This window comes from Clostridium saccharobutylicum DSM 13864, assembly GCF_000473995.1.
GTDB classification, from domain to species: Bacteria; Bacillota; Clostridia; order Clostridiales; family Clostridiaceae; genus Clostridium; species Clostridium saccharobutylicum.
In genome coordinates, this window is sequence record NC_022571.1 from 2,866,381 (window position 1) to 2,888,699 (window position 22,319).

The window sequence follows — 22,319 nt, forward strand, 5'->3', positions numbered from 1 at the left end:
AACAAGTCCATCTGCCTTAATAAATTATTTTTCTCCCCTTGTTTACTGCCTCCACCCTATTTTTAACACCAAGTTTGGAATATATATTTATAATATGCGTTTTTACTGTTGAGATAGATATAAATAGCTTTTCACCAATTTCCTTATTACTCAGTCCAGCTATTAAAGATTCAAGAACTTCTATCTCCCTCGGACTTAAAATTTCACTTTCATCTTTTATATCCATTAAATTAATCAGCTTTTTAATAAATTCTTTATTGTTATCATCATTTAATAATTGTAATTTAAACTTTGTTATAATATCCTTTAAATATTTTCTATTGTTATAATAAGGAAATAATATATCTTCATCTCTCGAATAAAACATAGCTTCTTTTAATATATTTATACACTCTTTTATATTATCAGAATTTAACTTATTTAATAGTATTACTTTCCATAACAAGCAACATACAAGTGAATATCCTATTCCGTTCTTTCTACATATTAATATAACTTTATTGAATACTTCTAAACTTTCTTCATATCTTTTTAAATTATAAAGAACAATTCCATATGTTATCTCTATCCTGGAATAATAATTTGATTTCATATAATTTTTTTCATAAAGATTAATAAACTCATTATACTCCTCTTCCTTTATTTTGTTTTCAGAATACAACAGTATAATTTTCAAAGACAATGCTTCTATATATGAACTATTGTCTTCACAATTTTGAATTATTTTATTCACTAATCGCTCACATTCAACTATATTTCCTTGAATATATTTTACCTCTGCTAAATTATATTCAATGTTTTTTTCTATTAAAGCAAAAGCAGTTCTTCCATTAAATTCATTGAGTATCCTTATTGCTTCAATCAATAAATTTTCCGCTTTTTGATCCTCAAGCTTTTTTATATAAATACCAGGTAACCCTACATTTCTAAAAATGTCAAAACAATATCTATAATTTTTATTGCTTATTAGTTTACATAGCTCTCCATAACCTGCTTCACTTTGATTTAGTTTTCCGATTTCCTCTAATAAACTAAGTTTATTATATTGACATATTATATCAACATAGCTATTATTTAATTCTTTATTATATCTTTTTATTATATTCATCATATCTAAGGCTTTTATATATTCTCCTCTAATCCCTAATGCACATGAATATAAAAGATAATATATTATTTTAGTAAATATATTTAAATCGCTATCAATTTCACTTATGAATTCAGTATCTAAGTCACTCCTTGATCCATTGCCTGCTAAAATATCAAATATTTTAACTGCTTTTAAGCATTCATTATTTATCTCATTTCCTAATGAATTAATTATTGTATAACATCTTTCATAATCCAAATTTAAATAGTTAAAAAAGATTGATATAAAAGTTAAATCAATGCTTTTCCTGTAATATTGCAGTGGAAACTCATTTACAACTTTAATTGATACAATCTTATCTGCATTGCTTTCAATTATTTTTAATGCCTTATCATATACATTCCAATTTATGAAAATACTTATAGCTTCATCATAATTCTTTTCATTTATTAAAAAACGTGTAAGATTTTCTATAATTTCGTTTTTGATTTTCACTGGATATTTATTAAAAAGTTCTATTAGATATTGTCTTAATATATTATGATATCTAAATATCTTTTTATCCTCGTCTATTGTGATAATCAACATATTCCTTTCTATTAACTTTCTTATAATTTCAAACCCATTTTTACTAGCTATATACTCATAGATACTTGGATCTATATAATTTAAAGGTGATGTTTTAACCAAAAAATCTATTTCATCTTTTGATAAACTATTTATGATTTCCTTATTCATATAATCAATAAATAATTTGTTGTTTTTAGGTAAGTTTTTTATAGTCTTATTTGTATCTAATATAGTTAATAATAGCTTAATTGCTCCTATCCATCCTTCCGTATTCAAATAAATTTCCTTGATTAATTCATCACTTATAATCTTTTTACTACTATTTTTTATAAATTCTTCTGCTTCATCTAAGGAAAGATAAAAATCTTCTCCACCAATATCAACAATTCCACCTTTCATAAGAATATCACCCAAATAAATATTAATTTCTCTTCTTGATATTAATATAAAATGTATGTTATCAGATGAATTGCATATAAAATATTCAATAGTTTCTAAAAGAAATTTATTTTCTATATAATGAAAATCATCCAATACTATAAACAATTCTTCTTTATAAATAAGTTCATTAATTAAAGATGATACTAATTCAAAAATATCTTCTCTCTTAACCAATGGATTTATAATATCAATATAAAAATTTAAATCCTCAATATTCTCTTTTAATCCATTAAGCAAATAAGTCCAAAAATAAGATAAATCATCACTATTTTCATCAAGCGATAACCACATGTAATTATTTTGTTCACCTATATAACTAGAAATAAGAGTACTCTTACCAACAGCTGGGCCACCTTTTACTATTGTTAATTTATTTTCTGATATACTCATAAGTTTATCTTTTATATTTTTATTTCTATGAACTATATCTTTACTTTTCGGTCTTATTAACTTTGTATACAGAATATTCTTCATTTCAATCACCCTTAATAATTTATTCCACATACTACATTTTATCATATTATCCAATCACAATTACATTTCATTCTTATAAGGCACATTCAAAAAGTCAGGACCACACGCTTAGCAGGTGGTTTTCTGAACGCTAAAGCATAAAATAACATAAAAAAATATCTAAACATCCTCACTAATATAGATATCCAATTTAAGAACTCAACTTATTTGTGGTTAATATCTCCACTAGAAATCGGAAATATTTCTGATTTCGGTTATTCACCACATAAGTATGATTTATAGTTTGGATATCTATATCTATTTTTACGAATAGGATTTATACTTGTTTATTAAAAATGAACAAAATATCATTATAATGGTGATTGCAATAACACTAGCTACATTACCATACGTTATTACATCGTTATTCTCTAACGCAATTGTAAAATCTAAGATATGTTTTTGAGGTAACAAACTACCTATCTTAGTTATTAGATTATTATTGGATACAGTGAAAAAACTTCCCGCAAACAAAGTAGTTATAATATTAATCATAACGCTTAACATACTTGCACTTTGCATTTCTTTCACAGACGAAGATATAAGAAGTCCAAAAGCTGATGATAATAATGATAAAATTAATATTATGAAAATTAGTTGAAATATAGTTACAGTTGTATCTAAATGAAACAATTCTTTACATAGTACTGTTACTATTGATGTTGGAATAAATATTATAATAAATACTGAAATTAGATGACTTAATATATACTGTCCATAAGATATATTTGCACTTATTATTCTCTTTGCTATGCCTCTTTTATCATCTAAAAAGAATCTATACAGCATTACTCCTAATAAGATTACAAACATAGTTATGTATCCAATTATATTGGCTGCTACACCTCTTTTTTCACCATCCTTAAATGTAACACTTTCACCATTTATAGTTTTTTCTACTTTGTTTTTAAAGTCATTTCCTTTTATCGTATCTACCACTGCTTTTCCATCTTCAAATGATATAACAGCATCATATTTATTCTTAGCTAAATCTGAAAGCATCACTTTATTTTGAAGCTTTATTATATTAATTTCCTCACTATTAAAATTTATATTGTAATCTCCCACAATTCCAATATTAGCTTTTGTTACAAAGCTGCTTGAAAAATAAATAGAACAGGCTATTACAATTGGAATTATAAAAATAGGCATCACCAGGTATGATTTGCTTTTTATCATTCTATATAGTATTACTTTAATAACATTTATCATATTTTTTCTCCTTTTATATATAATCTTCTGGTTTATAGTTAAAATGCATAACTATTATAAAAATAATTGAAAGACAAATTAACCCTAAAATTATGCAACTATAATTTTGAAAATCATTATCATATATTACACTGAAAGTTACATTTAATATCCATTTTAAAGGTGATAAATTTGATAGTTTACTTACCATATCACCTAAACTATCAACAGGAAAGAACATACCTGAAAGCAATGCAAAAACACTTCCTACATTTGAAAGAATCATATTAGTCAACTCCTCTGTCTTTAAAATCACACAAACTGCTCCTCCAAGTGTCACTGAAAATAATAAAAATACTAAAAATAAGGCTATTACATATTCAAAATTGCTTCCACCAAAATTAACAAATTTAAAATAGTTCATCAATGTCATATTTATAGAAAAACTAATGCCCATAAATAAAAATGATGATATTATTTTTGAAATATAAATCGAAACTCTTGAAACAGGTGCATACGCTATTCTAATGTTGCCCTGTCGCAGCTTTTTCTCCATAAAAGTATTTGGTGTTATAGTAAGTGAAGCCACTATTAAATATATCATCATAGTCACACCATAATAATCATATGAGCTCACCCCTTCTCCACCATAAAGACTAGAAAATATAAAACCAAATAAGGTAATTAACAGCCATGGATATATAACACAACATGTTACAATGACTGGTGTTTTTATTAAATTTCTAAAATCTTGTTTAACAAGCTTCCATAAAGTCATTTTCCTCACCTCTAATCTCTTAATTTTCTTCCTGTTAATTTCAAAAATACCATTTCCAAATTTCCTTCTTCGCTTGTTATATGACTTATTTTCATATTTCTATCAATTAAACTTACAATTATCTTATCCAAATTTTCTATTTCCTTAATTGTTGTTATATTAAAACAATTGTGAGTAAACTCTACTTTCTGGACACCTTCTATTTCATATAAAAAGTCATATTTAAAATTTTCTTTATAAAAAGTATTTATACATATTTTATATATCCTTGTATTCTTATAATTCTCCATTAATTCAGGTATAGTTCCTTGTGCTATCTTAGTACCTTTATCCATTATTATTACTCTGTCTGCTATTTCTTCAACCTCTTCCATGTAATGAGTAGTGTATATAATAGTTGTTCCATAATCTCTTAATTTTTTAATTGACTCTAATATATGGTTTCTAGACTGCGGATCTATACCAACAGTAGGTTCATCTAATATAAGTATTTTGGGTTTATGCGCTATTGCACAAGCTATATTAAGTCTTCGTTTCATTCCACCAGAAAAAGTTATTGGTTTACTATTCTTTTTATCCTCAAGTCCAACCATTTTTAATGCTTCTAATACAGCACTTTTTAACTTTTTTCCACTTAATCCATATAAAGATGTAAAAAATTCAACATTTCTATATGCTGATATTTCTTCAAAAATTGCTAATTCCTGAGGCACTATACCAAGCTGAGACTTAATGCATTTTTTATTATCATTTATGTCAATCCCCAAAAACGTTATTTTTCCTTCATCATGCTTTAATATAGTTGAAAGAATGTTTATTGTAGTGCTTTTTCCTGCACCATTTGGTCCTAAAAGCCCTAATATTTCTCCCTCATATAAATTGAAACTTAGTCCATCTACAGCCTTACTTTCTTTATAATATTTTTTTAAATCTTTTACTTCTAATATTGATTCCATAATCATCACCTCTAGAACTTATACTACGCCTTAACCATACAACTTGTAATCAACCAAAAGGTTGATTTGATTGACTATTAGTAATTAATTAAATTTATAAGAAAAATTAAAACTCTAACAATTTCTATTTCCATAGATAATACTGCTAGAGTTTTTAATTTATTTATTTAATTATTAAAATTTAAAAATAATATAAATGCCTATGTAATATTTATTCCGTTTAAAACCTCAACACAGTTTGTACTAAACGTTTTGAGATTTAAAATACTCATTAAAACTTGGCGATAAAGCTAGTACATATACTATCCAACTATATAATACCAACATACAACCCATAATCAAATTTATTAATAAATTTTTTTCCTTAACCGGTCCATCTACACATATTACTAATATTGAAATTAATCCAAAAAAGGCTAACATGCTAAGTATATTCCTAGCCCACTTTTTGCCATTATGAATTTTATATAAAAGAATTCCCTGAATACTTATACTTATAATTCCTGAACCTAATCTTTCAACTTGTCCATTTAAAATAATATTTAATAAAGTTACAACGCTACTTAATATCATAGATACTGTTGCCATTGCTAAAAATAATCTTCTTCCTCGTTCTGCTTTTTGCATGATTTCCTCCATGTTCTACAGTTTAATTATTTGTTAATCTTTTATTCAAAATAAAAATGTCATTTATAAATGGTATCTTCATTTCTGAATCAATATAGGGTTTCATTAAGATTCAAATTTGTGAAATTAAAAAATCACTCACATTTCTGAAATTGCAACAATTTATATGCTTTGATATCAATATGAAACTCTATAACTTACTCCACATTATATTTGGGCATTTATTAATAATTTTACATACTTAACCAGTATATAGTATTTTGATACATAATTCAAATTGCAATCATTTTTATACAAATACATGTTTTATTAAAACACAATTTCAATAGCTTCTAAACACAAGTTTTCTTTTTAGTTATATATGATATAATACCTGTATTAACATTTTTCACAGGGAGATATACATGATAGGAACATTACTTTCAAATAGATATAAAATACTAGAAAAAATTGCAGAAGGCGGTATGGGAATTGTTTATAAAGCAAAGTGTACATTGCTCAATAGATTTGTGGCCGTTAAAATATTAAAACCTGAATTTAATAATAATGCAGATTTTGTCACTAGATTTAAAAGGGAAGCAAATTCAATTGCAAGTTTATCTTATCCAACCATAGTAAGTATTTATGATGTTGGTTCAGAAAATAATATTAATTTCCTAGTTATGGAGTATATTAATGGAAAAACTCTAAAACAAGTAATAAAAGAAAATGTTAAACTTGATCTTTTAACTGCATTGAACATCACTTTAAAAATTGCAGACGCACTTGAATATGCCCATAAAAATAACATAATTCATAGAGATGTTAAACCTGATAATATTTTAATTACAACTGATAACATCATTAAGTTAACTGATTTTGGAATTGCTAAAATTTCAGATTCATTAACTATAACTAATTCTAATAAAACTATGGGTTCTGTACATTATTTTTCTCCAGAACAAGCCAAAGGAAATCTTGTAGATTGTAGAACAGATTTATATGCCTTAGGAATTGTAATGTATGAAATGATAACTGGTCAAGTACCTTATGATGGTGAATCATCAATTGCAATAGCCATGGCGCATATTCAAAAAGCTATTGTTCCGCCTAAAGAAATAATTACTAATATACCTGAAAATATAAATAAAATAATTTTAAAAGCTTTAGAGAAAGATCCAATAGACAGATTTCAAACAGCTAAAGAACTTATTGAAATATTAAAAAAAATTAGAATTAATCCTAATTTAGAAATAGATTTTAAAAATAAATCGACAAATACTACAAAAGTTATGATAACAGATGAAACTGTATTATTACGTGATGAAATTGATGATTCTACAATTTCTATCAATGACCCAACACTATCAGAAACGTTAGTACTTAAAGATCATAAAGCAAAATTATCTAAACATAATTTTCTAAACCAAAACTGGAAAACCTTATTAACTATTGGATCATTTATTTTAATAATTATTATTAGCATTTTAGTTAAATATACTTATGATTATACTGCTGATTCTTCTAAAAATTCAAAAGACATTTCATCTGAAGACATTACAAAACAAAAGGAAAGTATAAAACCAACAACGGATGAAAAAAAGATTGTACCTTTACTTATAGGAAAAAATCAAGATACTGTTGAAGACATTATAACCAATAGTGGATTTTTATTGGGTAATATAACTAGTGAATATAATGATACTATTCCCTCTGGTCAAGTTATCAATCAGTCACCTTCAGCAGATAAATCCTGTGATAAAGATACAAAAATTGATTTAGTTATCAGCTTAGGGCAAAAGACTACCCATATTGAACCTCAAACCAAATCTAACGAGAATGTAACTGAAAATAGCTACGCGACTCCCTCTAATAACAACAGTAACAACAGTAATAATAATAATAATAATAATGGAAAAGGTAATGGTAAAGATAAACAACAGAAAGATAAAAAGTTAAAGAAATAGCAATTTATGTATTATATTAATTAAAATTATTCAAAAGGCAGAAAGTTATTATGTGACTTTACTGCCTATAACTAATTAAAGTATTTTAATAATTTAATTTCGAATATATAATAATCTACTACTAATCATAAACAAATACAGCTTCAATTTCTGCCGTTATTTTGTTTTCTCCAGCTTCAATCGGCGTTGTTCCATTTGTGGATTTAAATGCCATTGCTGTTAATGGTATTATATTTTCTCTTCCTTGCTCGCTTATTTTAATTGGTATAAAGTCCATATTTACATTAAGTTTATTAGCTATAACTCTAACCTTATTTTGAGCATCTTCTAAAGCCAATCTTAGTGCTTCATTATAATATCTTTTTGCATCTGAAACAATGAAATTGACTCCACTTACAAGATTTGCACCATTTTTTACTGCTGTATCAATCACTTCTCCTACAGAATTAATATTCCTGATAAGTATATTTAAGCTGTTAGTTACTTCATAATCTCTAAAAACTTGTTTTCCATTTACATAATCATAGTTAGGTCTTATATTATAATTTTGCGTTTGTATATATTGTGGTAATATACCTAACCCCCAGATACTGTTTATAACCTGAGAGGTTATTCTAGCATTGTCACCTTGTGCAGCTTCTAATTCCAAATTTTCTGTTACAACACCAATTACAACTTGTGCTGCATCAGGCTTTACATTTACTATGCCTTGTCCAAAAACTCTAACTCTATTATTTTCACATTTTTCACTGTTATAATCATTCAATTTACAGATATCATTATATTCTAGTCGATACATTATTCAATTCCCTTCAAAATAATTAAGCACATAAAAAAATAATAAGAAGAGCCTTTGTATATTTTGCTATAAAACGAGATGCACTTTGAAGGTTAAGTTTAATCAGAATTAGATGAAATAATAAGTTAGTTTCATCTTAAAATTCAACTTCTATATTTATATAATAGGAGGAATTATGTTTACCCTATAGACTATCTATTAGGTCAACATTATTGTAAAGCGATCGCAAAATATTACTATCATTACTTATTATTTTTTTTAATATGCCTTAACTACTTCATAATATGATTTTCTATGATAAATGACACTATTAAATTTATATATATTTCCAATAAATTTAATTTGCATTTTCCTTGTACAAGAAACTTAAATATGTTATTATATACTCATAACAAATGAATAATTTCTGAAATACTCGTTAAGCTCTTATTTTGAACCTACATATTAATTTAGGGAATTCAATATCTAGATGTAAAAATGTACTTTCTTGTGAGTCCTTTTACGGCATTGAGATTGATTTAAGCATCTGTGAGGATACCCACCTATCGGGAGATAGGCGTCAAAATTGGAGTACCGACTTTTCGGATATATTTTTAGTAATTTTTAATCCAATGCTAATAATTAGCATTGGATTTTTAATTTTATCTAAAAATATATATGTTAAAAATTGAATTCTACATTAAAACTAGGTACCGTATCACTAAAGAATAAATCAATCATATTGCAACATATATATTTGTTTTATCTTTTAAAATATTGTATGATTTTTTAAGATTTAAAATTGCTTAATAATAATTTGCATAGATGACGTTTTGATATTTCATTATTCACTCTATTTGTTCTTATGTTTAATAGATAAATTTCTTTATCGGATAAAATTTGTAAATAATTTCTGTTCCTTTTCAGGTTCTTTAATCTGATCTTTTCCTAATTCAACTAGCTTCATAAGCCAAGCCATATTTTTACCAAGAACTCTCATTATTTGTTTTCCTTCTTCATCGCCTTTAACTTCACCAGGTGCTGTTCCATGTATTACATTCCAATAATTTGAAGTTGGCATAAGCATTTCAGAATAATTAATATATTGATTTAATTGTTCAAAAGTAGGAACTCCCCCTGAACGTCTTACAGCAACAACTGATGCTCCAACCTTATGTCTTAACATAGAATTGTTTGCACTTGCAACATAAAAAGCTCTGTCTAAAAACGCCTTCATTGTAGCTCCTATTGATGCATAATGTACCGGAGAGCCTAATATTATACCATCTGCTTCTTTCATCTTTTGAATCCATTCATTCACTTCATCTTTAATAACACATTTTTCATTTTGATTTCTTGCACAGCCGTTACAAGCGAGGCAGCCTCTAATATTTTTGTTACCCACATGAATAATTTCAACATCTATTCCTTCCTTTTCCAATTCTTGTGCAACCATTTTTATAGCATGGAATGTATTTCCTTCTTGTTTAGGACTTCCATTAAATGCAACTACTTTCATATCTTTTCACCTATCCTTTAAGTTTTTTAATAATAAATGCTTTTAGCACTAGGTATAGTATATTGTGCACAATCTTTAATAACAAGTACGCACTTTAAAGTTAGACAAGTTACTTTAAAGTAGGAATTGTTGAATTTTCAATACTTTAATACAGAAATATTTTTTACAATAGCCACAACTTTTATTTTAAATTTTTCTATTTTATAATATAATTGTGATTAAAATACTTGTTAAGTATAGGAGATGATATTTTTGATAGAATATAAGGGTAAATCATACATATGTGCTTTGGATCTTGGATTTGAAATGATAAGAGGTAAATGGAAAGCCGTGATCCTATGTCATTTACATGATGGACCAAAAAGATTTTTAGAATTACAAAGAATTACTTGTGGAGTAAGTCAAAAAGTATTAAGTGAATCTTTAAAACAACTTGAAAGCGATAAAATAATAACTAAACATATATATGCAGAAGTACCGCCAAAAGTAGAATATTTACTAACCGAAAAAGGACAAGAACTAGTTCCTGCCTTAAAAATAATTGAACAATGGTCTAAAAAACAATTTTCGGATTTATTAGATAAATAAGTTAAAACTTAAAGTTATGTTGTAGCAACTAACATAAATAAGTGCATGACCTCTATTTCATTTAGCTATCACATAACTCTAAGGCCTCTGTAGTAATTTACCAAAATAGAAACTATAGATATGCTTTTTTGAAGCGTTTCATTTGAATTTTTATCCTCTTAGAATCACCCATGAAAATTCCTTAGAAAACTAAATAAAAACATATCCCTAATTTGAGCTAATTACGATATAAGTTTAAAAATCAAGTTATTTATCTATAAGATATTAATTTTTCTTTAAATAATTTTACATTCTTCAAATAATTGTCTATTATATTCTTTAATATGAGGGCATATATTTTCATCGTAAATTTTCACTTTCTTATTATCTTTAATTGATGTGGCTTCTAGAATTTTCAATTCTCCATTAACCCATTTTTTATATTGACTAAACGGTAACTTTACCATATTTTCAACTTCTTCTCCCAAATTAAAAATAGTACTTTTATCTACTTCTAAAATATACATTTCACATATTTCATCATCAGAAAAATTTTTCATTTCATAGGTTTCAAATTTTCTTCCTATATATTTTAAATCATTTTTATTTACATGTAGTCCCAATTCCTCTTCCAATTCACGTATCATAGAATTTTCTACTTCTTCACCTGCATCAATATGACCCGCACATGAAATATCATATAATCCTGCAAAATCAGATTTTCTATAAGATCTTTGTTGAAGATATATTAATAACTCTTCTTTAAGTCTTTCTATAATCCAACAGTGAACAACCTTATGTCTTAGTCCTTTTTTATGAACTTCATCTCGTGTCTTAATTCCTATTTCTTCTAGATTCTTGTTATATATTGTTAAAAGTTCCTTCATATTAATTCTCCATATACTTTAAATTGTAGAAATTTACAATTATTCTTCGTCATAAGTAATCTTTACATATTTTGAATAAAGGCTACTTGGAACCATTTGTTTGTAAATTGTTTTTAATGATTCACATATAATAAAATCATCTTTTCTAATACTGCATATTAATAAACACATAATAGAAAAATTTACATTGAACAATTCACTACTAATTTTAGTCATTAACGCTCCATTTCTCTTATAAAAATCAATTCTTCTTTTACGCTCAGCTTCTTGACTTTCATTAACTGCATACTCAATTTTTTCAACTTCTATTATTATACCTTCATAATCCTTACATTTTTCTTTCAACATATTTAAAAATTTACTTCCTATACCTTTACATCTACATTCACTACATACTGCATAGTAATCAAGTAGCAAATATAAATCTGAAGTAATTAGAAATGCATAAGCTAACAATTTATCATTATCATACAAACCATAGCATATATAAATTTTTCTCTTAATAAGTTTTTGTATTACATCAAGTGGCTTTAATTCCTGAGCAGGAAAATCTATTTTCATATGGTTATTATATACGCTTACAATTTCCTCATTATCTAATTTTTTTAAATTCATTTTTCTCATCCTATCTTTCAGTAAATTAAGGCACATTCAAAAAAATAGCAAGTCCAAAATGTCATGATTATTTTCTTTCATGTGCCTAAAAATCATTTATTAGATTTTTAGATACATCTACAATATATATAATTTATTACATTTTAATAATAAACATAGTATACATAAACAACTTATAACCTAAACTTATGTGGTGAATATCTCAACTAGAAATCGGAAATATTTTTGTGTAGTAGGCCTTTGAAAATGAGCTGCTTAAAGTTATTAATAGATGGTTGTTCCACTTTAGCCTGTCACGCTGAACAGTGGGAACATGCTAAAGTGGATGCAACCATCTATTTAAACCCTTTCAGCGATATTTTCATAGTCCTACGTAACAAAAATATTTCTGATTTCGGTTATTCACCACATAAGTGTAAGTCTTGATTTGGATATCTATATGCTCTAATCTATTCTTATGAAAATCAAAGACTAATTATAATTCAGTATATTTTTTACTATTTCCCTTTGCTTTTTCAACTGGATATTTCCTTTCATTTTTATCCATCTTACTATTTATAATTTCTTCTAAATCAACACCCAAACAATCCGCCATATGTATACAATATACCATGACATCAGCAAGTTCCTCTAAAACATGTTATTTATTATAATTTTTTTCATCCCATAGAAATTCTTCTAAAAGTTCAGCTGCCTCGATTGAAATTGCTTTAGACAAATTAGCTGGTGTATGAAATTGACTCCAATCTCTGTCATTCCTAAACTTTCTAATTCTATTTATTGTATCTTTCATTAATATCACTCTTTCTATATTTTACCGATTTGTGTACTATTATATCATATTCTGAATATCATTATCGTAAAATATAAATAAGCATTTGCTTTCTATAGATCATCCCAGTGAATTTTATCTGCATTTTCATCTGCTTTTGAAGACTTATCAAATAACTTTATGGCTATTGCCGATACTACAAAACCTACTATTCCTCCAACCACTTCAGAAATTTTAATATTACATCCAATATATTTCCCAATATAACCTCCTATAAATGCACCAAGAAATACAGAAATTATTGGAAGAATAAACATCATAAAAGCAGCAACTAACATGTTAGTATTCTTTTTCTCACCTTCTAACTTATTATCATCGTTACTATTAGTTTGTTTTTGTTCTTTAATACTCATACAAATTTCCTTTCTATATTAATAAATTTGAAGATTAAATAAATAATTATTAATAAGTTATTTTTTTAAATTTTATTGACTTAATGATATAATCTAGCTATACTTCATTCCATATTTTTCCTAAAATAATTATAGCATATATTCTAAATAAACAACTCTTTCTTTGCCATAATTAAGACCAATTTCTGACTTTCAAAATTAAAAAATCATCTTGCCAGACTATGCATTTCTGAATTCTCTAAAAGTTATCTACAGATTTCAATTTAGTATAACTTCCTAAAAAGCAACAAAAAACACGACATTTTGTCGTGCTCTAATAGTAAAATTCCAAATTAAAATATCATATCATAATATCTTTTTATATTTAATTCTAGTTCTAATAAATTTATATTTCTTCCCACTCTTATGCTTTCTTTTCCTTCTATAAAAAGTATAAATACTGGAACAGAAAATATATTATATTTTGCTGCTAGATCTAAATGCTTTTGTGTATTTATCTCTCCACTTTTTATCTTAGGAAACCTTTTCAAAATATCTTCAATCTTGATTTTAATAACTTCACAAGCGCCACAATCACTTCCAGTAAAGTATATTACTGACATGCTATTGCTTTTTATTAACTCTTCTATTTCACTATCTTTATGTAATTTATTCAATTAATCTCATCTCCCAATATTATTTTAAACGCTAATAATAGTTAACTTAATATACTCCTAAAAAATATTTAAACACTCCTATCTTATCATAATAAATCAATGTTTATTTAAAACATTATAATAAATTTTTATAAAATCATTTACCGTCCTAGATATGATTGATATGCATGCAAGAATCCTCACCAATCCATTAGGATACAGCGCCAAATCACAATATCTATATTTTTAATATTATAATACAAATATAAAGCCAATACTTAAGCAATATAAGTATTGGCTTTATTATTTGTATTAATATTTAATTTTTATAGTCCTTGTTCGTAATTTTGTACCATTCTTTTTACCATTTCTCCACCAACGCTTCCGTTTTGTCTTGAAGAAAGATTTCCTTTATCTGCACCTTCATAGTTTTGTAAACCAATTTCAGATGCCACTTCAGTTTTTAATCTGTTTAATCCTTCTTTTGCTTCTGGTACTAAAGTTCTATTTCTTCCACTGTTATTCATATATATCTTCCTCCTCATATGTTAATTTGTTGAACATTATTATATTAACCACTATAATAAAGAATACTCTATTAAAATATTATCAGAAGTAGCATTTAAAAGTGTTATTAGTTAACTTTAGATATTATTCCTTGTTTATAACTTTTATGTATAATTCGATTATACTTATTTATATATATCTCTATACATACTTATGATAAGAACTAAATTCATTAAATTTTAGCATATTTAAAATTACTTAATAATAGAATTTAAACTTTTTTAATAATTAAATATATTACCAAATTTTATATCAATTAAATTTAAGAATTAAGCATTTTCTAATAAAAAATAATGTTTATTATCCCATGTTCATCTCATTTATCATATTAGTAAGTAAATCATCTAAGCTTTTATCTTCAAATCCCTTAGGCATTTTAAAATTAGGATCTCTTAAATCTCCTCCCATCTTAGCAATAATTTGCTTTACTCTTTCTGCATTATTATCATCTATATTTACAATAACTTTATAATTTACATCTGCAATTTCTTCAAATCCGCCCATACCACTTACCATAGGGCTTGCGGCTGCAGCTGGCCTTACCGACGGATCCCCTACTGGATCATCATTTCTAAGTACAAGATTAGCTAAGCTATTTGTACTACTAGAAGTTCCTGGACTATTTGTTCCTGGGTTATCATTTCCCGTAAAATGGTCATTTATATCTGCTACAGCATCAGTTATACCTACTTTTTTTAATGCTTCTACAGCTTCATTTGCAGCTTTAATCCCACTAAAATAACTTTCTATCTTCATGAAAATACCTCCAATTTTAATTGCTTACTTTAAAGGTATCTTTTCACCATAGTAAAATTATTATTCTTAAATCTTAGTAATTTATTATTTGATATAATTGAAAAATTTTTTCTAGATTATTAAAATTCCCATTTTGAATATATTTTTTCTATTTTCACATAATAATTAATAAGATAATTAAACCAAAAATCTTGAAGGGCTGGTTACATTTAATGAAAAAATTTATTGCAATATTTTCCTTATTTTTGTTTTTATCATTTAACTTAAATACAATTTGTACATTTGCTCAGCCAAAAACTTTTACTCAAGGAATTTATAATGTAAGAGATGCAAACTTATTAATTGGAACCTCATATAATATCCGAAATACTTCTACTAGCTCTAGTCTCCTTGTTCTTATAGTTGCCTCTGATCAAGTTGTACAAGAGTTTATAAGATTAGAGCCTAGTTCTGCTAAATACACTGTAAAACCTCTTCAATATGATTATCTAATTGTAGTTCTTGGTAATGGTACTGCAGAGTTATCTTAAAAGTTACTGATACTGTATCTTTTATATGAGCTCTGCAATTTTTATTTATAATATATTTTTATGATTATTTAATATTTGTATTCATGTTTATAAATAATAGAGATTTTAATATTAAATAATTTTAATCTTCATTTTCAAATTTTAACTTTTTAAAGTAATAATTTTTATCTTCATCAGTAATTTCACGAATTACTCTACAAGGATTCCCAACTGCAATGCAATTAGCTGGAATATCTTTTGTGATTACACTTCCAGACCCTATAACACAGTTATCTCCAACATTAACTCCTGGATTTATAACTGTATTTCCTCCTATCCATACATTATTTCCTATTGAAATTGAAAATGCATATTCATATTCTTCATTCCGAGGTTCGTAATGGATTGGATGGCCCGCGGTATAAATACCTACATTAGGAGCCAAAAATACATTATTTCCAATGGTTACTTTTGCGCAATCTAAAATTATACAATTATAATTAGAATAAAAATTTTCACCTATTTCAATATTATATCCATAATCACAACGAAATGGCGGTTCTATAAAAAAACTCTCTCCTGTTTTGCCAAATAAATTTTTAATAATATCATTTCTCTTCTTTATTTCACTTGGTCTCAAAGCATTAAAATCAAAGAGTAATTCTTTTGCATGCTGACGCTCATTTAACAATGTTTCTTCAAAAGATTTATAAGGTTTCCCTCTTAACATTTTTTCTTTTTCAGTCATAATTAACTCCTCCTAATTTTACTTTTAATTCTTAAACTTAAACTAATAATCATATTTATATTATGAGATGATAAATTTCAAATTTATGTTATAATAAGTTTTGATTGCTAAGTATCAATACTTATGCATGAAGCACAATCAAAAAATAATAGATTAGCATGCTTGTCTAACTTCATATATATGTCGCATATTTAATCTACTATTCTTTCACGTGATTAAAAAATCCTAAAATTAAATATTAACGTCCAAAGGGGGACAAAACTTTGAATAATTACAAGGGAATAGCTTATGCACTTCTATCATCAGCAGCATTTGGAGTTATGCCTATTTTAGCAAGAGTTGCATATGCCAATGGATCAAATCCAACTACTGTCTTAGTATTTAGATTTTTAATTTCAACACTAATATTATTTTTATATTTAAGATACAATCATATTAGTGTCAATCTTAAAAGAAAACAGATATTATTATTGTTATGCATCGGTATCGTTGGATATACTATAACAACTCAAACTTTATTTGTATCTTATAATTATTTAGGAGCTGGACTTGCTACTACTTTGCATTTTATTTATCCAGTGGTGGTTTGTATAACAGGATTTATTTTTTTTAAAAATAAAATTAGCAATAGAAAGATTATTTCTTTAATGCTTTCTGCACTTGGGGTATATTCTTTAATCGCTTTTAAAAATAACTCTATAAACATTCTAGGAATTTCTTTAGCTTTGCTTTCTGGTGTAACTTATGGATTTACTATGATTGCTCTTAATCTACGCTCAATTAAAGTCTTAGATAATAGAGTTATTACAATGTATTTATGCTTAGGTTCAACAATTGGGATGATTTTATTCGGAACCTTTAACAACTCTATAATTTTCAATTTTAACTATAAAACTTTTGGTTGTTATTTAGGCATATCTGTAATTTCAACTATAGCATCAATAATTTTGCTTTTAAAAGCTACTAAACTAATAGGTGTTTCATCTTCATCAATACTTGGAACCTTTGAACCTATAGTAAGCATATTTTTAGGAATCTTGTTTCTTGGCGAACAATTATCATTTGCATTATTGATAGGAAGTATTCTTATATTAGTTTCTACAATTATATTGGCAAATGATAAACATGCAAATGCCGCTTAATATTTTTTAATTGATGATAATTTATCTTAAATTAAACATATAACAAAAATACCATCTGTTCGTTATGAGCACTATGGTATTTTTCTATTTTATGCAATACAATATTCTTATATTGTAAAAACTATTCTTTTATAAAAATTTTATCTATCTCCGCTATATATAATGTATGATAATCCTTATCTGGATACCATTTTTTATCTATTTCACTTTCTATAAAACATTCAGGTTGAAAATTTTGTGCATATAATTTTTTGCATATTATTACAGTCTTTCCTTCTTCAAAATATGGTGTGCCATTTGAATGTTCAATTGTTAAATCTACTTTTGAAAGTTTATCTTCATCTTTTCCAGATACAGTTCCAAGATAGCTTAATTGTTTTTTAAAAGTTTCATCAAAAAATGTTAGTGAAAATGTATCCGAATAATCTACAAATTCCTTAGTATAACGTTGAGGTCTCAACACTATATAAACTACATTCTTATTAAACATGACACCAAGGCCACCCCAAGAAGCAGTCATAGTATTCACTTTATTTTCCTTTTCAGCTGTAATCAACATCCAATCCTTACCTATAAGTTTAAATGTGTTTTCATTCAATTCTTCTGGTTTAATTTCTTTAAATTTATTCATAATATAAATATCCCTCTTTCATATTCTTAATACAATTTGCTTTAGTCACGTGAATGTAACAACTTACACTCTAAGAATCATAGCTATTAAAATTTTCTGAGGCAACATGCATCAAAGCATAAATGTGATTTATAAATTGTTTATCTATACATAATAATAGTATACACTTTAATGTAATCTAATAACCTTAATCATGTTTTTCTATATATTGATTATATTATATCAAATCAATGGTTAGGTAATCCATAACTATCCAAATAAATTTCTTAGTTTATTTTTTCTTTTCCTTGAATTTATAAATTCAAATTATAAATTGAATGTTTTTAAAACTAATGTTGCATTATGACCACCAAATCCAAAAGAATTCGTTAAAGCATAAGTAAAATCTGACTTTTTACCTTTATTAGGAACATAATTTAAATCACATTCAGGATCTGGAGTTTTGTAATTTATTGTTGGAGGTAAAAATCCTTCCTTAAGTGCAAATGCTGTTATAATAGCTTCAATAGCACCTGATGCTCCTAACAAATGACCTGTCATTGATTTTGTCGAGCTAATTGAAAGTTCATAAGCATGTTTACCAAATACAGATTTTACAGCAGCAGTTTCACCTTTATCATTTGCTTTAGTTGAAGTTCCATGCGCATTTATATATCCAATGTCAGAAATATCTACACCAGCATCATCAATAGCTAGTTTCATACATCTTGCAGCACCTTCACCGCCCTCAGCTGGTGCAGTCATGTGATGTGCATCATTAGTACATCCATAACCTACTATTTCAGCAATAATATTAGCTCCTCTGCTTAATGCATGTTCAAGTTCTTCAATTACAAGAACTCCAGAACCTTCACCTAATATAAAACCATTTCGCTCTAAATCAAATGGTCTGCAAGCTGTATTTGGATCATCATTAGTCGTCATAGCTTTACTTGCACAAAAACCTGCTAAAGTCAATCCTGTTATAGATGCTTCAGCACCGCCTGCAATCATTACATCTGCATCATTCCTTTGTATTACCTTAAAACAATCGCCAATAGAATTAGTTGAAGATGCACAAGCTGTAACTGTACATTCATTAAATCCTTTAAATCCATACTTTATAGCTATAACTCCTGATGCCATATTAGGTATCATCATTGGAACTAAGAATGGACTAACTCTACGATAACCTTTTTCAAGAAAATCTTTATGTTGACCTAGCATAGTTTCAATTCCACCAACACCAGTTCCTATTATCACTCCAACGCGTTCTTTGTTTATACTTTCCAAATCAAGTTTTGAATTCTCAATTGCCATTTGAGCTGCTGCAAGAGCAAATTGAGCAAATCTATCCGTTCTTCTTACTTCTTTTTTATCCATAAAATTACTTGGATCAAAATTCTTTATTTCTGCTCCAACTTTCACTGGCAAATCTGAAACATCAACTCTCTCAATTCTACTTATTCCAGATTTTCCTTCTTTTATTGATTTCCAAAGATTTTCTGCACCAATCCCAAGAGATGTAACAGCTCCCATTCCTGTAATAACTACTCTTTTTCTCATAATAAATTCCTCCTATATTTAATTAATTTGAATTTTTTCTAATCTTTACTTTATTAAATTTAATGTATATAATAATTAAAATAAATGAATGATTCCTTTGAATATAATTGTAATAGATATTATTTATTAAAATGAACAAATATTGCTTTTAATAATATGAAAGCAAAGAATTAACATATGAACTTATTACTTTTTAATAATGTTTAATAAATAATATTTATATTGTTAATTAGAAAAAGGTGTTTAAATTATGAAAAACTTAAAAGAAACTATTGCTTCAACTATAGATTACATTGAGGAAAATTTATATGATAAAATTTCTTTAGATGATATTTCTCAGTATGCGGGAGTATCCAAATACTATCTACACAGAATTTTTAAATCTTTAACAGGAGAATCTATCATTGAATATGTTCAATCACGAAAATTAACACGTAGTATTGATGAACTTGTAAATACTAACATGAGAATTATAGATATTGCATTAAATTATGGATTTGATTATGAACAATCTTATATTAGAGCGTTTAAGAAAGCATTTGGATGTACCCCTTTGAAAGTTAGATCCGACAAGAAACCTCTAAGTTTAATAATTAAGGAAAAGATAAATACCAATGATATTTTATCTGTAGGTAATTCAATTACTTATAATCCACACTTTGTCTTTAAGCAAAAATTCAACTTAATTGGTATAAAGCATAAGATATTAAGTAAATCTGGTGATAAAACTGCAAATTCATACGGACGAGATTTCTTTTATAATCATAAAGACAAGATTAATAATATCATTAATCCACAAGTATATTTGGGATATACAGATTGGAGTAGTAACAATAATGGATTTATTTATTATATTCCAAGTGCCCAGGTATCTAATTCAACAAAAGTGCCAGAAGGAATGATAAATATTTCTATACCTGCTCATAAATATGTAGTATTTCGCTTTGTAGGTTTCTTTCGCCCAGATGATCTTAACGGAAGACATATAGGAAGATTGCTAGTTCAATTATATAGAAAATGGATTTTCAAATCAGGCTATAAGTTTGCTGATACCTTTAGATTTGAATATATCGATAACTCTATGTCAAAAGATAACTACTGCGAATTATATGTATATCAACCCATAGAAAATATGTAACGTTTAATATGAAAATTGAATTTTTGTTTATATAAATCAAAATTAGATAGATATGTTTTTCACTAACTTTCATAATGCTTGTTTAAAATATATCTATTTATTTTTTTAATTTAACTTCTCACTTGTCGTACTTAATATTCTATAAAATCAAGAAATTTTTATAAAACCATTCCAAAATTCCAATTATCTTCATTTATTAATACATACACTTAATAGAATTGCTATGCACTCCATAATCAAATAACTTTACCACTATATTATTTAAAATCTAAATATTTCTTGAATTATTAAACATGTTTTTTCAAATAATAAATTTGTAATTAAATTTAACTTTAATTATGTTCTATTTAATATATAAGTTCTAATTAATTTGCTACATTAAATTAACACAAATAAGCTAATTATATGTAGTTTATTTATTGGAATATATATAACTATTGTGTTAGGAGTGATTATAATGAGTACTGAAAGGATTTCAAATAATCAATCTCAGATAAATTCCCTTCAAAGCGGAATAAATAACATGCATCTTTCAGAACCAAATGAATCTGATATTGAAAAGTTTAAAAGACTCTATTTACCAGAATCAAAAGTTAATTACCAGCCTAGTCAAGAAAAAATTGAACGTTTAAATAATTTGAATTCTTCTAAATCTGAACCTGAAGATTCAGATATTGAAAAATTCAAAAGACTTTATCTGCCAACCTCAAAAGCTGATTACGAGCCAAGTGAGGAAAGAATCGAAAATGTAAATAACTTAAGCTATCCTAATATGTAGATATCTAAATCAAGATTTAAACTTATGTAGTAAATAACCGAAATAGAAGTCATGCATTTGTTTCGGTTACTTAAAAAATTGATAGATGCTTCTAAGATTGCAAGTTGTACCCACAATACTTGCTTCACAGGCACGCTGTAAACAAGCATATGTGGAACAACTTACAATCTAAGAAGCATAGCTATCAATTTTTTAAGGTAACACTGC

General features: G+C 26.4%; 22 protein-coding genes and 1 pseudogene. 6 read left to right on the forward strand and 17 right to left on the reverse strand.

The window, feature by feature from the left end; genetic code table 11:
- Window positions 1–16 precede the first annotated feature (16 nt).
- The 5 genes from CLSA_RS24325 to CLSA_RS12280 all read right to left on the reverse strand — a co-directional run bounded on the left by CLSA_RS24325 (window position 17) and on the right by CLSA_RS12280 (window position 6,166).
- The gene (locus tag CLSA_RS24325; protein ID WP_022746662.1) at window positions 17–2,575 is read right to left on the reverse strand and encodes a LuxR C-terminal-related transcriptional regulator; all 2,559 of its coding nucleotides are present in this window, start codon (window positions 2,573–2,575) and stop codon (window positions 17–19) included.
- Between the two features lie 303 nt (window positions 2,576–2,878).
- The gene (locus CLSA_RS12265; RefSeq protein ID WP_022746663.1) at window positions 2,879–3,826 is read right to left on the reverse strand and encodes an ABC transporter permease; all 948 of its coding nucleotides are present in this window, start codon (window positions 3,824–3,826) and stop codon (window positions 2,879–2,881) included.
- A 13-nt stretch (window positions 3,827–3,839) separates the two neighbouring features.
- A complete protein-coding gene (locus tag CLSA_RS12270; protein WP_022746664.1) occupies window positions 3,840–4,583 on the reverse strand; it encodes an ABC transporter permease in 744 nt (247 codons plus the stop codon).
- A gap of 11 nt (window positions 4,584–4,594) precedes the next feature.
- Window positions 4,595–5,539, reverse strand: coding sequence for an ABC transporter ATP-binding protein (locus CLSA_RS12275; protein ID WP_022746665.1), 945 nt, complete (start codon window positions 5,537–5,539; stop codon window positions 4,595–4,597).
- A 243-nt stretch (window positions 5,540–5,782) separates the two neighbouring features.
- The gene (locus tag CLSA_RS12280) at window positions 5,783–6,166 is read right to left on the reverse strand and encodes a hypothetical protein (RefSeq protein ID WP_022746666.1); all 384 of its coding nucleotides are present in this window, start codon (window positions 6,164–6,166) and stop codon (window positions 5,783–5,785) included.
- A 404-nt stretch (window positions 6,167–6,570) separates the two neighbouring features.
- On the opposite strand from CLSA_RS12280, the gene pknB reads away from it, so the two are divergent.
- Window positions 6,571–8,112: a Stk1 family PASTA domain-containing Ser/Thr kinase gene (pknB, locus tag CLSA_RS12285; protein ID WP_022746667.1), complete on the forward strand. Its 1,542-nt coding sequence runs from the start codon at window positions 6,571–6,573 to the stop codon at window positions 8,110–8,112.
- A 121-nt stretch (window positions 8,113–8,233) separates the two neighbouring features.
- Here the strand turns inward: pknB and CLSA_RS12290 are convergent, their stop codons facing one another.
- The gene (locus CLSA_RS12290; protein WP_022746668.1) at window positions 8,234–8,911 is read right to left on the reverse strand and encodes an SIMPL domain-containing protein; all 678 of its coding nucleotides are present in this window, start codon (window positions 8,909–8,911) and stop codon (window positions 8,234–8,236) included.
- A gap of 865 nt (window positions 8,912–9,776) precedes the next feature.
- Window positions 9,777–10,409 carry a flavodoxin family protein gene (locus CLSA_RS12295; RefSeq protein ID WP_022746669.1) on the reverse strand — a complete coding sequence of 211 codons (633 nt, stop codon included), beginning with the start codon at window positions 10,407–10,409 and terminating at the stop codon, window positions 9,777–9,779.
- Between the two features lie 252 nt (window positions 10,410–10,661).
- Between CLSA_RS12295 and CLSA_RS12300 the strand changes: the two genes are divergently transcribed.
- The gene (locus CLSA_RS12300) at window positions 10,662–10,997 is read left to right on the forward strand and encodes a winged helix-turn-helix transcriptional regulator (protein ID WP_022746670.1); all 336 of its coding nucleotides are present in this window, start codon (window positions 10,662–10,664) and stop codon (window positions 10,995–10,997) included.
- A 275-nt stretch (window positions 10,998–11,272) separates the two neighbouring features.
- Here the strand turns inward: CLSA_RS12300 and CLSA_RS12305 are convergent, their stop codons facing one another.
- From CLSA_RS12305 to CLSA_RS12335, 7 genes and pseudogenes are all read right to left on the reverse strand, one after another.
- Window positions 11,273–11,863 carry an NUDIX hydrolase gene (locus CLSA_RS12305; protein ID WP_022746671.1) on the reverse strand — a complete coding sequence of 197 codons (591 nt, stop codon included), beginning with the start codon at window positions 11,861–11,863 and terminating at the stop codon, window positions 11,273–11,275.
- A gap of 39 nt (window positions 11,864–11,902) precedes the next feature.
- On the reverse strand, window positions 11,903–12,478 hold the full coding sequence (locus CLSA_RS12310) for a GNAT family N-acetyltransferase (protein WP_022746672.1): 576 nt from the start codon (window positions 12,476–12,478) through the stop codon (window positions 11,903–11,905).
- Window positions 12,479–12,953: 475 nt separating this feature from the next.
- Window positions 12,954–13,271: pseudogene (locus tag CLSA_RS12315) on the reverse strand (nucleotide pyrophosphohydrolase).
- 92 nt (window positions 13,272–13,363) lie between these two features.
- Window positions 13,364–13,663 (reverse strand): SoxR reducing system RseC family protein, encoded by a 300-nt coding sequence (locus CLSA_RS12320; protein WP_022746673.1) that lies wholly within the window; start codon window positions 13,661–13,663, stop codon window positions 13,364–13,366.
- Between the two features lie 332 nt (window positions 13,664–13,995).
- On the reverse strand, window positions 13,996–14,319 hold the full coding sequence (locus CLSA_RS12325) for a thioredoxin family protein (protein ID WP_022746674.1): 324 nt from the start codon (window positions 14,317–14,319) through the stop codon (window positions 13,996–13,998).
- A gap of 305 nt (window positions 14,320–14,624) precedes the next feature.
- Window positions 14,625–14,831, reverse strand: a complete 207-nt coding sequence (locus CLSA_RS12330) for an alpha/beta-type small acid-soluble spore protein (protein ID WP_139355292.1) — start codon at window positions 14,829–14,831, stop codon at window positions 14,625–14,627.
- A 334-nt stretch (window positions 14,832–15,165) separates the two neighbouring features.
- Complete coding sequence (locus CLSA_RS12335) at window positions 15,166–15,621, reverse strand: hypothetical protein (protein ID WP_022746676.1); 456 nt, start codon at window positions 15,619–15,621, stop codon at window positions 15,166–15,168.
- A gap of 212 nt (window positions 15,622–15,833) precedes the next feature.
- Between CLSA_RS12335 and CLSA_RS12340 the strand changes: the two genes are divergently transcribed.
- Complete coding sequence (locus CLSA_RS12340) at window positions 15,834–16,151, forward strand: hypothetical protein (RefSeq protein WP_041716262.1); 318 nt, start codon at window positions 15,834–15,836, stop codon at window positions 16,149–16,151.
- A gap of 121 nt (window positions 16,152–16,272) precedes the next feature.
- Here CLSA_RS12340 and CLSA_RS12345 read toward each other — a convergent pair whose 3' ends face one another.
- Window positions 16,273–16,878 carry a sugar O-acetyltransferase gene (locus CLSA_RS12345; protein ID WP_022746678.1) on the reverse strand — a complete coding sequence of 202 codons (606 nt, stop codon included), beginning with the start codon at window positions 16,876–16,878 and terminating at the stop codon, window positions 16,273–16,275.
- Window positions 16,879–17,141: 263 nt separating this feature from the next.
- On the opposite strand from CLSA_RS12345, the gene CLSA_RS12350 reads away from it, so the two are divergent.
- Complete coding sequence (locus CLSA_RS12350; RefSeq protein WP_022746679.1) at window positions 17,142–18,020, forward strand: DMT family transporter; 879 nt, start codon at window positions 17,142–17,144, stop codon at window positions 18,018–18,020.
- A 121-nt stretch (window positions 18,021–18,141) separates the two neighbouring features.
- Here CLSA_RS12350 and CLSA_RS12355 read toward each other — a convergent pair whose 3' ends face one another.
- On the reverse strand, window positions 18,142–18,651 hold the full coding sequence (locus tag CLSA_RS12355; protein WP_022746680.1) for a flavin reductase: 510 nt from the start codon (window positions 18,649–18,651) through the stop codon (window positions 18,142–18,144).
- A gap of 306 nt (window positions 18,652–18,957) precedes the next feature.
- Complete coding sequence (gene fabF, locus CLSA_RS12360) at window positions 18,958–20,196, reverse strand: beta-ketoacyl-ACP synthase II (RefSeq protein ID WP_022746681.1); 1,239 nt, start codon at window positions 20,194–20,196, stop codon at window positions 18,958–18,960.
- Between the two features lie 250 nt (window positions 20,197–20,446).
- On the opposite strand from fabF, the gene CLSA_RS12365 reads away from it, so the two are divergent.
- Both CLSA_RS12365 and CLSA_RS23630 read left to right on the forward strand, forming a co-directional pair.
- Window positions 20,447–21,334, forward strand: coding sequence for an AraC family transcriptional regulator (locus tag CLSA_RS12365; RefSeq protein ID WP_022746682.1), 888 nt, complete (start codon window positions 20,447–20,449; stop codon window positions 21,332–21,334).
- 457 nt (window positions 21,335–21,791) lie between these two features.
- A complete protein-coding gene (locus CLSA_RS23630) occupies window positions 21,792–22,112 on the forward strand; it encodes a hypothetical protein (protein ID WP_022746683.1) in 321 nt (106 codons plus the stop codon).
- The last annotated feature ends 207 nt before the right edge of the window (window positions 22,113–22,319 follow it).